This window comes from Belnapia mucosa (assembly GCF_016775475.1).
GTDB lineage: Bacteria > Pseudomonadota > Alphaproteobacteria > Acetobacterales > Acetobacteraceae > Belnapia > Belnapia mucosa.
The window spans coordinates 16,865-28,976 of record NZ_JAEUXJ010000032.1 but is presented as its reverse complement, the minus strand read 5'-3'; the positions used below and the strand labels follow the sequence as shown (position 1 = coordinate 28,976).

The 12,112-nt window shown below is 63.5% G+C and carries 10 protein-coding genes and 2 pseudogenes; 9 read left to right on the top strand and 3 right to left on the bottom strand.

The features are described from left to right. Positions 1-113: 113 nt before the first annotated feature. Positions 114-671, top strand: a pseudogene (locus JMJ55_RS32235) (MYG1 family protein); the annotation flags it as partial. Between the two features lie 107 nt (positions 672-778). Continuing rightward, positions 779-982: an MYG1 family protein gene (locus JMJ55_RS32230; RefSeq protein ID WP_407927573.1), complete on the top strand. Its 204-nt coding sequence runs from the start codon at positions 779-781 to the stop codon at positions 980-982. A 992-nt stretch (positions 983-1,974) separates the two neighbouring features. Here JMJ55_RS32230 and JMJ55_RS28695 read toward each other — a convergent pair. Next, a complete protein-coding gene (locus tag JMJ55_RS28695) occupies positions 1,975-2,694 on the bottom strand; it encodes a class I SAM-dependent methyltransferase (protein WP_202829033.1) in 720 nt (239 codons plus the stop codon). A 316-nt stretch (positions 2,695-3,010) separates the two neighbouring features. On the opposite strand from JMJ55_RS28695, the pseudogene JMJ55_RS28690 reads away from it, so the two are divergent. After that, a pseudogene (locus tag JMJ55_RS28690) lies at positions 3,011-3,121 on the top strand (transposase); the annotation flags it as partial. Between the two features lie 513 nt (positions 3,122-3,634). Here JMJ55_RS28690 and JMJ55_RS28685 read toward each other — a convergent pair. After that, a complete protein-coding gene (locus tag JMJ55_RS28685) occupies positions 3,635-3,997 on the bottom strand; it encodes a MerR family DNA-binding protein (RefSeq protein ID WP_236034181.1) in 363 nt (120 codons plus the stop codon). A 122-nt stretch (positions 3,998-4,119) separates the two neighbouring features. Between JMJ55_RS28685 and JMJ55_RS28680 the strand changes: the two genes are divergently transcribed. Together JMJ55_RS28680 and JMJ55_RS28675 are read left to right on the top strand one after the other, a co-directional pair. Beyond that, entirely contained in the window at positions 4,120-4,941 is an 822-nt protein-coding gene (locus JMJ55_RS28680) for a glutaredoxin family protein (RefSeq protein ID WP_268885442.1), read from the top strand. 41 nt (positions 4,942-4,982) lie between these two features. Next, positions 4,983-6,482, top strand: a complete 1,500-nt coding sequence (locus JMJ55_RS28675) for an MFS transporter (protein ID WP_202829031.1) — start codon at positions 4,983-4,985, stop codon at positions 6,480-6,482. 775 nt (positions 6,483-7,257) lie between these two features. Here the strand turns inward: JMJ55_RS28675 and JMJ55_RS28670 are convergent. Beyond that, positions 7,258-7,950, bottom strand: a complete 693-nt coding sequence (locus JMJ55_RS28670; protein WP_202829030.1) for a glutathione S-transferase family protein — start codon at positions 7,948-7,950, stop codon at positions 7,258-7,260. A 565-nt stretch (positions 7,951-8,515) separates the two neighbouring features. Here JMJ55_RS28670 and JMJ55_RS28665 point away from each other — a divergent pair. From JMJ55_RS28665 to JMJ55_RS28655, 4 genes are all read left to right on the top strand, one after another. After that, the gene (locus JMJ55_RS28665; RefSeq protein ID WP_202829029.1) at positions 8,516-9,604 is read left to right on the top strand and encodes a YihY/virulence factor BrkB family protein; all 1,089 of its coding nucleotides are present in this window, start codon (positions 8,516-8,518) and stop codon (positions 9,602-9,604) included. A gap of 347 nt (positions 9,605-9,951) precedes the next feature. Next, a complete protein-coding gene (locus tag JMJ55_RS28660) occupies positions 9,952-10,389 on the top strand; it encodes a DoxX family protein (RefSeq protein ID WP_202829028.1) in 438 nt (145 codons plus the stop codon). Positions 10,390-10,551: 162 nt separating this feature from the next. Then, positions 10,552-10,788, top strand: coding sequence for a hypothetical protein (locus JMJ55_RS32360; RefSeq protein ID WP_456237086.1), 237 nt, complete (start codon positions 10,552-10,554; stop codon positions 10,786-10,788). After that, entirely contained in the window at positions 10,785-11,522 is a 738-nt protein-coding gene (locus JMJ55_RS28655; RefSeq protein ID WP_456237085.1) for a pirin family protein, read from the top strand. Before JMJ55_RS32360 ends, JMJ55_RS28655 begins: the two co-directional genes overlap by 4 nt. Positions 11,523-12,112: the final 590 nt, after the last annotated feature.

Below are 12,112 nucleotides of genomic sequence, written 5' to 3'. Positions count from 1 at the left end.
AAGCTCGTCCCGCTGCATGTGAGGATCGAATCAGCCAACCCGCTCCTGCGCAAGGGGGGGGTGGGTAATTACGCGGCAAATTCCATTGCGACGAAGTATTTGCTTACGCCGTATTGCGCCTGGCGCTGGGCTTGAATGAACCCGGCCAGGACCACGTGTTGCTGCGGACCCGCAAGCCGGCGTTGATTGAAACCGCCGACATCGTGTGGGATGTAGGCTTTGTCTTCGATGCAGTGGCGAAGCGCTTCGATCACCACCAGCGCGGCGCACCGCTGCGTGCCGATGGAACGCCATTCTCCTCGGCAGGGCTGATCTGGCAAGCCTACGGCGAGCGCGCGGTCGCTGCCGTGCTGCGGGGGACCGAGATCGAGACCTTTGCCACGACGATCGCCCTGGAGGTCGATGACAGCGTGGTGCGGCGGATCGACGAGATTGATAACGGCGTATCGGCCAGTGGCTCGACCCAATGCGATACGCTTGGCATGGCAGCGCTGATCAGCAAATTCAATCCAGTCTGGGACGATCCCGCCGGGACTGGACTTGCGGCTGGTGATGCCGCCTTTCAGGAAGCATCTACCTTGGCGTTAGGCATCTTGCGCCGCCGCATTGATGGACTGCGGGCCCGTCTTGCTGCCGAGGCTATCGTCCTCGCTGCACATAGAGCTGGCGAAGATCCGCGCATCCTGGTGTTGGGCTGCGGGATGCCTTGGAAGAACGTGGTCTTTTCGCACGACTTGCCAGTCTTGTTCGCCGTTTCCCCAGCCTCGAACGGGATTGGATGCTGGATACGATGCCGCCGGAACCGGGCTCATTCGAGCAACGCCTGCCGCTGCCCGAAGCCTGGGCCGGATTGGAAGGGGAAGCACTGGTGGTGGAAGCGGGCGTGGCGGATGCCGTGTTTGTGCATCTGCGCCGCTTCGTAGGCGCCGCCAAGTCGCGCGCCGGCGCTGTTGAGCTGGCTCGCAAGGCGATGGGCTTCTGAATCCGGAGGTACACGGTGGGTCTCGGTGCCGGCCTTACCACGCTGTCGACGACGCAACTGGTGCCGCGCACGGTCAAGGTTGGCATTCGGAGCCGTTGACTTGGAGGAGCTATACCGGAGGCGAGGTTGGGTCCAGGTCGACGATTGGGACCTGGACCTGAGGACTTCGGCGGCCTCGGACGACGATTGAGGAGCTGCTCGGAGTGGGTGATTCAGCGGAGATTGCCTGGCTCGCAGTGGCGATCATTGCCGATCCGGTCGGCCGTGTGGTTTGGCGAGGGCCATCTGGTGGAGCAAATTTGGCGCTTAACACCTTCTGCTGCTTCGGCCCTAATACCATGTCCCGTTGATCCCAACCTATCGGCGGCAGAGGACCGCCCCGATGCAGCCCGCTCCGGCCTCGGCGGAGCTGCTTTACTGCATGGGTTCTGATCAGAGGGATTTGGTATAAGTGGCACCATGCGGCGGGAAATCGCTGCCAGTGTCAGGTCTGAGGGGGGGCTGCCTTTGGCGTCCCTCCCTCCGACCTGTCCCCTGAGCAGCGTTCCATTGGCTCGAAACCGGCGTCAGATATCCAGGCATCTGCGCGTCGTGCGTATGTTGCCGAGAGCAGGCATGCGAGTGCGCCCGGCTGACGCATCCGCGGGGGGGGCTCTGTGGCATGCGCCTGCCTGTTCATCTGCGTCCTGCGCCGGCAAGGACGACGCCACTTCCGGTCGATAACAGCCACTCTTCTCCGGCGATCAACAGTCATCGGCGCTGGATCCAGACACAAACGACCGGAACTTCCGGCCAATGGTGGTGCGCGACAACAGCCATGACCAGTGGAACTTCTCAAGATGAGAGCGGCGGCTGCGCGTCCCACCGCTCTCATTCCATCAGCGATCCTTCAGATCCACCGGCCCCTTCTTTGGCTCTCAACACCCCGGAACCCGAAAAAAGCCAAACGGAATTAATAGAGCTGAACTGCCTCAAATACAAAATTCAGATAGTCACTTTGGCAGTTTTATAGCTATGATTTTGACGCCAAGCAAAAGTCTAATTAGAGGAAAATCGAGTATTTTGTTTCGGAACAAATCTGGTGGGAACAAAACGGCTCTCTCGAGCAAAGAAAATAGATATACTGGAACTGATCCAAGAATTACATTTCGACGCGCAAGAAGAACTCGAACTTTACTGAATCCAACGCCGCAAAAAAGCTCTTTTAGTTCTCCATATGTGTATTCCTTCATGTGCATGCCGGTCGCTATCGCGTCGAAGTAGCCGGAAACATCGTGCGGCCCACTAATACGATTTGGAGTAACACAAATATACCGGCCCCCGGGTTTGAGGCATTTGAAAATTTGTTTCAGCTGTTCAGCAGCATCCTGGGGATGAAGATGCTCCATAAGTTGATCGCTGAACACTAGATCTACTGACTCCGAATCAACTGGGATATCTGTTCCTTTCGACATTACAACAGAAAAGTTGGTTGGTAGATCGCCTTTGGGAAGGAGGGCTGATGACACCTCAACAGCGATGCATCTGCCGGCGTGAGCGGCCATAGCAAGGCTAAGTTTGCAGTCTCCAGCTCCGATTTCGAGGAATGTTTCGTTTAAAGAAACATAGCGAGACAACATTTTTACCTGATTGCCAATATTGACATCCCGAACAGCCGCATCAGTCATAATCTTGCGGAGATCCGGAACTGTTTCGTAGAGCTCGTTATACACAGCCGTATATAATTCTGTTCGTTCATCTGATCTTGAGTCACGTAAGCGCTTAGCTAGATTTTTTTCGATATTATAATGAAAAAGAATGCGATCGAGGCTTCGTTTGTCTCCGCGTCTAACCTTTAGACGCTCTACCTGATCTACTGAAATCATGTTGCCCCCAAGATGATCTATTGAATGCGCGTTTATGAGCCATGATTTTGCCCTGCTTATCCAAAATTGTGAATCACATTTCTAGGCACAACTTCCGCCAATTTGGTGGAGATGTCCCGGTCGGTGTTGAGGAAGGGAAGGCGACATTGCCCGCCCTGAGCTCGGCTTTCGCCAGTTCCTGCTGCGAGGTCTCGACAAGGTCCGCGGCGAGTGGAACCTGGTCACCACGGCCTACAACCTGAAGCGGCTGTTCACCCTCGCAGGCGCCACCTAACCTGAACGGTTCTGTCCGGTCTTGCGCCAAGCGGCCGGTTTGGCCGGCCGGGGTCGGGCTGGTAGGCTCCGGCTCTGGGCTCGACGGGGGACGGGGATGGCCTGTGTGGCCTGCGGCTCGGCCGAGGTGACCGAGCGGCGGAGCGCACCGCCCAGGGTTATAGACGGGACCGCCGCAAACTTATACCAAATCTCTTTGATCCCAACCTATCGTCGGCAGGGGGAGCGCCCGACGCAGCCCACTCCGGCTTCGGCGCAGCCGCTGTACTGCATGGGTTCTGATCAGCGGGATCTGGTATAAGGCGACCTTCGTGCCCGGAGCCGGTATGTTCGGTTCTGGTGTATGAGCAGATATTGCTAGTCAGCAGCCGAGACTGGCGGCTCTGCGTCCATAGCGGTCATCGACGCCCCGCGGTCGACGTCCCGAAAGCGGACATAGGACCCCGGCCTCTTCGTGAGAGAACCAGGCCAACCGACAACTTCGCGGAAAGCCGGCGTGAATGCGTTGACAACATCACACCTTGAACGCTGCCAGAATGGGACACGGTCCCGTCTTGCCGTCCGCGCACTCCCTCGCCAGCCGCCGAAGGGCCTGCCGGGCCTGCTGGAGGTCAGCAATCTTGGCATCGAGTGCCTCGATCCGGGCCATCGCAAGTTCTCGGGCACGGCTACGATCCTCGCCTGCGTTGAGGTCCAGCAGTTCCCGGATCTCCTCCAGCGTGAAGCCAGCCGTCTGCGCCTGCCGGATGAAGCGGAGACGCCGGACATCCTCGAGGTCGTAGTGCCGGACCCCCTCGCCCCGTGGCGGGGTCCTGAGCAGGCCCCGATGCTGGTAGAAGCGGATTGTCTGGACGCCGACGTGGCCCGCCGCAGCCAACTTGCCAATGGTCAGCGACGTGGCCCTTCGGGACTCGCTTGTGAGCGATGACCGGGCCCCTTGATTCGGTACCATAGTACCGAACCTATATCCGTGCCGACCGGATCTCAAGGAGACCATCGATGCCGGCTACGACCCTCCGTTCGGCGGCACCGAACCACCACGCCATGCCGGCGACCGCCAAAAAGGCGGTTATCCACCGCATGATGATGTCGCACCACACCTGCCCCTACGGCCTGAAGGCGAAGGACCTGCTGCGGCGGTCCGGCTACGAGGTCGAGGACCATCACCTCACCACCCGGGAACAGGTGGACGCCTTCAAGACCGAGCATGGGGTAGCGACCACGCCTCAAGTCTTCATCGGCGGCGAGCGCGTCGGCGGCTACGACGACCTGCGCCGTTTCCTCGGCAAGCCTGTCGTGGAACCGAAGGCGACGAGCTATCGTCCGGTCGTCGCGCTGTTCGCCATGACCGCGCTGATGGCGATGGCGGCGAGCTACGGCGTGACGGGGAGCGTCCTTACCCTTCGCGCGGCGGAGTGGTTCATCGGCTTCTCGATGGCCGTGCTGGCGCTGCTGAAGCTCCAGAACATCGAGAGCTTCTCGACGATGTTCCTGAACTACGACCTGCTGGCTAAGCGGTGGGTGCTGTACAGTTACATCTATCCCTTCGCTGAAGGATTGGCGGGCGTGCTGATGGTCGCAGGCGCGCTCACCTGGCTATCGGTGCCGATCGCCCTGTTCATCGGCACGGTGGGTGCGGCCTCGGTGTTCAAGGCCGTCTACATCGACCGGCGCGAGCTCAACTGCGCCTGCGTCAGTGGGTCGAGCAACGTCCCCCTCGGGTTCATCTCGCTGACCGAGAACCTGATGATGGTCGCCATGGCGGTGTGGATGGCGCTCGCTGCGTCCGGCCTACCGGTCAGCACGGGCCACGCGATGTAACCCGGCGCTCTGCGCCCCGCCCAGCTTTCAGGAGGCTACTCATGTCTGCCACACCGACGGGCCAGCCCGGGTCAACCCCGGGCGGCCGCGGGCTCGGCCTGTCCCTCATCGTCATCGCTACGGCACAGCTCATGCTCGTCCTGGACGACACCATTGCCAACATCGCCCTGCCAAGCATCCAGCGCGAACTGTCTGTCTCCGCGTCGGCCCTGCCGTGGATCGTCAACGCCTACGTTCTCGCCTTCGGCAGCCTGCTGCTGTTCGGCGGCCGGATTGGCGACCTCTTCGGGCGACGCCGGGTGTTGCGGGTCGGCCTCGTCGTGTTCACGGTTGCCTCGCTGCTCGGCGGCCTGGGCACGAGCCCGGAGATGCTGATCGCCGCCCGCGGCCTGCAGGGCCTCGGAGCGGCGCTGGTTGCACCTAACGTGCTGGCCTTGATCGCCACCACCTTTCCGGTAGGCAAGCCGCGCAACTCCGCCATGGCGGTCTATGCGGCCATGTCCGCGGTGGGCATCACCGCCGGAGTCCTGCTCGGCGGGGTCCTGACCGGGATGCTGAGTTGGCGCTGGGTCTTCTTCATCAACGTCCCGATCGGCTTGGCGGTGTTCGCCGGCACCGGGACTCTGGCCGAGGGGCAGCGCAACATCGAGCGCCTTGATATCCCTGGCACGATCAGCGGCACCGGCGTGATGGTCGCGCTCGCCTACGGCATCACTCGGGGCGGAGAGCACGGCTGGGGCGACGCCGTGACCGTGGGCGCCCTCATCCTCGCAGCCGCACTGGGGGCGCTGTTCCTGTGGCTCCAGAGCCGTCGCCAGCATCCGATGCTGCCGCTCGAGCTACTCCGCGACCGGAACAGGTCGGGGTCCTATGCAACGGTGCTGTTCATCGGCGGCGGACTGATGGCCACATATTACCTGCTGACGCTCTACATGCAGCAGGTCCTGCAGTTCAGCCCCGTGATGGCGGGTCTGGCCTCGCTGCCCGTCAGCGTCGGAATCGTCCTCTCGGCGGGCATCAGCTCCAAGCTGGTCGAGCGCCTCCCTCCGCGCGCCGTGGCAGTTCCGGGCCTGCTGGTGGCAGCCATGGGCATGTTCTGGCTCTCGACGCTGACGGCATGCTCCTCGTACGTCGCGCACGTCCTGCCCGCGCTCTTCGTCACCTACTTCGGTCTGGGGATGGGCTTCATGCCTATGACGCTTACGGCCGTCCACGGTGTCGCCGAAGAGCAAGCCGGTGTCGCCTCGGCGCTGCTTAACACGGCGCAGCAGATCGGCGCGGCGCTCGGGCTCGCCCTGCTGGCGACCATCTCGACATCGGCGGCTGACGAGCGGCTGCCCGAAGCGGCCAGGATCCTGCAGGAGGGCCTTGCAGGCAACGATCCGGGTGTTGTGGCGACGGCCAGCGCAGCGCTGAGCCACGGCTACACCACGGGCTTCCTCGCCGGAGCCGGGATGCTGCTGATCGCAGCCGTCGTCGTTATCACGGCCGTCAACACCAGGCGAACGCAAGGTGCCGTGCCGACTGATGCCGGGGCTTGATCCGCGGCACATGGCGGACGGGCGCTCGGCCGAGCGCCCGCCGGGGCGCCTCAGCGGTTCAGATGCGAACCCGGCTGTTTGGCACGGTGCGACGCTGCTGTAGCAGGAACCCGTAACGGCCGCCGCGAGGTCCTGCCGAAGGACGAACTCGGTGAGCTGGCTGACGAATGGTGAACGTCTACTTTTGCTTCGTCAGGCCCCAAAAAGTTGCCTGTCCATTGCCGGCCAAACTATGCCATTCGGAGTAGCGGTGGGAGGGTGCGCTAAAGGGCAGATCCGGCGACAGAGCCAACTGCTCCTGCTACGTCATCTACGATAAGCGCCGCCTGCCACAAGGGACCGCCCGCCAGCGGCAGCGGGCTCCCATACAGCTCATAGCTACTACTGATCCGCCCGAAGGTGTTCTTCATACCCGCTGGCCTATGTTCAGTGTTGATGGGCGAGCGGACAATGCTGACCAGCATTCGGGATCGTCAGCCTCGTGCCCTTTTCGGTCGTTCAATTGCCAACGCCAGTCCTTCGAAAGCGGGCAAAACATCACCGCTCCTAGATGGCCGGGATGGGCTACTGGACCTCTGACGTGATACGCGTACCGCCGCTCGGTATCCCGCACCACGACGAAGGCCCAGTTCTGCGCGTTGCCGGCCGAGGGCGCGGATGGCGGCGTCCAGGATGTGGGTAATCAGCGCCTCCGGCACTGGTTCGAGGTGGAACCGTCGCTGTGCGCGGGCGGTGTGGATTTCCTCGAGGACACCGATCTCGTCCATGGCTCGCCTCAGCCGCCGATTAGCGCGTGCAGCGCCCGGCAATGCGCCACCAACCCGGCCTTGGTAACGAGGTGCGCCTTTAGCGGCGTCTCGATCGGATAGAAGAGGATGTTCGCCAGGAAGCCGTAGAGCCCGGCATCCGCGCTGTGTGGCGCGGCACCGAACAGGAAGCCGGGCCCGGGCAGCAGCTCCGCCAGCGCGTCGAGGTCGGCAATACCTCGGGCATAGGCCTGCTCCGGCTCAAACCGACCGATGCCTTGGTAGTGGTAGCGTTGGAAATTGTACTCCCGCGCCACATCCAGCACAGCGGAGCTGAGGCCCGGCACGGCCGCTAACATGGCGTCGCGGAACAGTGGCCAGAAGCGATCGTCCTTCCAGCGCGAAAAGGACATGACCCAGTAGAGGTCGTCGAGCGTGCGCCGGATCATCAGGTCGATCGCCCGCTCCCGCGCCGTCATGCCGGCATCAAGCGCTAGGCCGTGGCGCCGCGTCAGGTGCGCGATGATGCCATCGCTATCGCCGACAGACATCTCGCCGTCGCGCAGATAGGGCAGCTGCCCGCGCGGCGCGGCCGAGGCATCGACGGTATAGTCCTGCCGGAAGCCGAGCCCGCAGAGCTTCAAGACGGCGAAGACCTTCAGCCCATAAGGGTTATTGTCGGCCAGACCGAAAAGCCCGGGATAGGAGAAGAGCGTCAGCATGTCGATACGCTCCCGCGTTGCCCAAGACTATCGCGTATCGCGGCCGGGGCCGACCGGCAATTTGACGCCGCGCCGCATTGTCACGGCGAGGTCATGCCGCGGCGTCATTCCTGACCGCGGGCGTGCTGCCCGGCCGGGCCAAGCTGGTGCATCGGACTGCCTGACATCGAAAATCCGGAGGACGCGGCCCCGCGACAAGGTTGGCGAAGCGACTCCTCATTGCCCGTCCGACCCGGCACCATGGCGGGCTGCTCGTTGGAGCGGCTATTCACCCCCGCTCCTCGATCCGGTGCCGCCTCGCGGCTCGCGCGTCCGAAACGGACAGCCAGCTTTCGGCCACCTTTAAGCGATCGGACGGGTAACAGGAGAGACCATTAGGCGGTCAGAGCCGGCGCCAGAACCGACCGCCCTAACTCAATGCGATATATGGCCGGCTCGGCAGCTACCGACCTCACCCCCAGCAACGAGTTCGCAGTCGGCCGGCGATGCTCCTCACCGTCCCGTCTGAAGAAACCGATCCATTTTTGATCCGTTCCACTTCCTGGGGAATCTGGGGGCACTTGCCATGAACCGAATCTGGGCATTGCTGAAGGACACCGGCGAAGGGTTTGTCTCGGACGACGCTCTGACACGCGCAGCAGGGATCGCATACTTCACGCTGTTTGCGGTCGGGCCTCTTTTGTTCATTGCCACTGGGATCGCCGGTCTCGTGTTCGGCCGTGATCAGGTCGACGATGCCATCGCGGCACAGATGACCGGGATGTTGGGCGACCAAGCAGCCGAGGCGGTCAGCAAGATGGCAGACGGCGCGTTAGGCAATGCACGTGGCGGCTGGGCCATCGCAATTGGCTTCGGCACACTGCTACTCACCGCCGGTGGCGCATTCGGTGCCCTGCAGAATGCGCTCAATGCCGTCTGGAAGACCGAGGTGCCTGAAGCTGGCTCGGTTGTTGAAACTGTCTCCCGTTTGGTGAAGGCGAAGGCCGCGGCGCTCGGATTGGTCGCAACGACGGGCTTCATTTTGATCGCTTCTCTTGCGGTTAGTGCTGCTATTTCCTCATTCGGCTCTTGGTTGGAGGCCGCGCTCCCGGGCGGTGCGATCTTTGCCTTCGTGCTTAATCTTGCGGTGTCGATAGGGGTGCTAACGCTCCTGTTCGCGGCGATCTACAAGGTGCTCCCGGATCGCAAGCTTGCATGGCGCGATGTCTTCATCGGCGCATTTGCGACCGCGGTTCTGTTCACTGCAGGCAAAACCTTAATCGCGCTTTATATCGGACGGAGCGATGTCGCTGCCGGCTTTGGTGCAGCGAGCACGATCATCATCGTGCTCGTCTGGCTATATTATTCAGCGCTGATTTTCTTGGCCGGAGCAGAGTTCACTCGGGCTTGGGCCAACCTCAAAGGGAGCAGGCAGGCAGCACCAGTACCGGCAGGTCCAAACGAGACAGCGGTCGCTTCGGGTGAAGCGCAGCACCTAAGTGCCCCAAAGCTGCAGCGAGAGCCCAGTGCAATCGTGCAGCTCTTCGTCGCCCTTCTCCCACTTGTGGTCGCCGGGCTCGTCAATGCTGCGATGGAGCGACGGGCACACTCATCCCGCAGTCGTCAACGTCCGCCGCGTCGCGGTTGGCGGGCTGCTGCCAAGCGCTTCCAGTAAGCTCCATGGGGGCTACGCTTGTCCCCATTCTCGGATGAGGCTGGCAGCGGGCGCTGAGGGCGAGCGCCCCGGTGGCTGCGGCCGTAGATTTGAGGGCCGGCATGACCGCGTTTCTCCGGCCCGCCTCACAGCTGTGCCTAGCCGGGTGGGATCGTGGGAAAAGCGTCCTCGGCGTTCGTCGGTTCAGCCCGCCGCTGGCCTGCCGCCCGGACGAGCCGCGACGAACAGCGGTGCATGGGGTATCCGAGGGACCGAGGCGGCCGCCTTCAGTGGTTCAGCGCGCAACCAACGTCAGATCCAGGGGAGCCGTCAACCGAAGCCGCCATCGTTTCAGACCGGAGAGCACCATGTTGAAGACCCAGACCCTCGCCGCCGAGTGGGCGCCCTGCCTGCTCAGCATACTCCGCATTGTCGCCGCGCTGATCTTCCTCGAGCATGGCACCCAGAAGCTGTTCGGCTTCCCGCCCCGCGCCGCTGGCATGGGTCCCGAGACCTTCTCGCTGCTCTGGTTCGCGGCGGTGATCGAAACTGTCGGTGGGGTCCTGCTTCTGCTCGGTCTGTTCACGCGGCCGGTGGCCTTCCTCCTCGCGGGTGAGATGGCCTTCGCCTACTTTATCGGCCATGCGCCGCGGAACCTGTTCCCGGCGTTGAACGGCGGCGACGCGGCCATCCTGTACTGCTTCGTGTTCCTCTACATGGCCGCGGCTGGCGGCGGCGTTTGGAGCCTCGACCATGCCAGGGAGCGGAGGTCGCTCGGTGTCAGGCGGAACGTCATCGCCAGCTGAGTCCTGCCTGGCGGGGCCAGCCTCGCGCGCCGGATGCCCGCCCAGATGGTCGGAGCGCTGGGTGCCACATAGGCGGCAACTTGGACAGAACGCCTGAGCTGCCGTGAAGGCCCCGGCGCGGATGGCCGAACCCGGGGCCTTGGCCCTCTCGGAGGAACGACGATGAGCTTGCCGCCTGCTGACGATCCCGCCTGCCCCGCGCCGCCGGACGGCGTTGAGCTGGTGCTCCTGCCCCGCGCGCACGACATCGGCGGCTTCGAGGTCCGCCGCGCCCTGCCCGCGAAGGAACGGCAGATGGTCGGCCCCTTCATCTTTTTCGACCAGATGGGGCCGGGCGAGTTCCTGGCCAGGCGGGGGCTCGACGTGCGCCCACACCCGCATATCGCCTCTCCACCGTGACCTACCTGTTCAACGGTGAGATCCTGCACCGCGACAGCCTCGGCTCGCAGCAGCCGATTGTGCCGGGCGAGGTGAATTGGATGACCGCGGGCCGCGGCATTGCCCATTCGGAGCGTACGGACCAGGTGTTACGCACCCATTCCAACCGCCTGTTCGGCATCCAGTCCTGGGTTGCGTTGCCCAAGGATGCAGAGGAGACGGCGCCTGGCTTTGTGCACCACCCCGCTGCCAGCCTGCCCCTTGTCGAGGACGGCGGCGTCCGGCTGCGGTTGATTGCCGGTGCGGGCTGGGGTTTGGCCGCGCCCGTCGCGATCTCCTCGCCGTTGTTCTACGCCGACGCCGTCCTGGTTCCCGGCGCTGCCTTCCCCTTGCCCAACGAGCACGAGGAGCACGCGGCCTATGTCCTGGACGGCGAGGTCGAGGTTGCGGGCGACCGCTTCGAGCCGGGCCGCATGCTGGTTTTCCGCGCCGGGGACCGATTGGCGCTTCGTGCCGGGCCGTGGGGCGGGCGGGTGCTGCTGCTAGGTGGCGCCGTGATGGACGGGCCTCGGCACCTGTTCTGGAACTTCGTCTCCTCCAGCCGTGAGCGGATCGAACAGGCCAAGGCCGACTGGAAGGCCGGGCGCTTCGGCAAGGTGCCCGGCGACGAGGCGGAGTTCATCCCTTTGCCCGAGGAGCGCGTCTCGGCTCGCACGGAGGTTCAGCGGTTGGGCGAGGGCTCGCCGACAACCTGACTTCGGTCGCTGCCTCGGCGCCCCCAGCGTAGCTCCGCAGACATGGCTCCGTGTGCAGCGCGATCCAGGCGCTGAAGGCGAGCAGGACCAGGCTGCCGACCATCAGCCGGGCAGCGCGGATCACCGACTGCTGCCGGTCTGGCCGCCCCGCAAGAAGTTGCCTAGTACGCGACCCAATGCCCGGCCCGCCTCTCCGCCCAGGCCATCCTGCGGCTGGCGGAACCAGGTTTGATCCTGAAGTCCGTAGCGGACACTGACCGCCTCTGCCGTGTTCCTGGAGCCTTCTTCCTGGGCGCGCAGCGGTACGCCATCGCCTGTGACGCAAACGCGTATTGGTCGCCGCTTCGGTGGAGCCGATCTCGGCAGCAGGCGCCAGACCGTACAAGGCAGGCCCGCCACACGGTCAACACCCTCACGCCGAGCCTGAGCGGACAACAGTTCACGCTCGGATTCCTCGGCTCGGCTTGCCAGTTGCGGCAGGTCGAGCGTTAGCCCGGTACTCTCCTGGATGGCGAAGGCACGGCCTGCGCCCCGGTCGATGATCACTCGGCTTCCTGGCGGCAATGGTATGCCGCCGATAGATGCCGGTG

What these genes read in the sequence shown, in the direction of transcription:
- JMJ55_RS28675 (WP_202829031.1), top strand. Translation starts at nt 4,983, where the DNA reads ATGTCTGCCACACCGACGGGCCAGCCCGGGTCAACCCCGGGCGGCCGC.
- JMJ55_RS32230 (WP_407927573.1), top strand. Translation starts at nt 779, where the DNA reads ATGCTGGATACGATGCCGCCGGAACCGGGCTCATTCGAGCAACGCCTG.
- JMJ55_RS28680 (WP_268885442.1), top strand. Translation starts at nt 4,120, where the DNA reads ATGCCGGCTACGACCCTCCGTTCGGCGGCACCGAACCACCACGCCATG.
- JMJ55_RS32360 (WP_456237086.1), top strand. Translation starts at nt 10,552, where the DNA reads ATGAGCTTGCCGCCTGCTGACGATCCCGCCTGCCCCGCGCCGCCGGAC.
- JMJ55_RS28670 (WP_202829030.1), bottom strand. Translation starts at nt 7,950, where the DNA reads ATGCTGACGCTCTTCTCCTATCCCGGGCTTTTCGGTCTGGCCGACAAT.
- JMJ55_RS28665 (WP_202829029.1), top strand. Translation starts at nt 8,516, where the DNA reads ATGAACCGAATCTGGGCATTGCTGAAGGACACCGGCGAAGGGTTTGTC.
- JMJ55_RS28660 (WP_202829028.1), top strand. Translation starts at nt 9,952, where the DNA reads ATGTTGAAGACCCAGACCCTCGCCGCCGAGTGGGCGCCCTGCCTGCTC.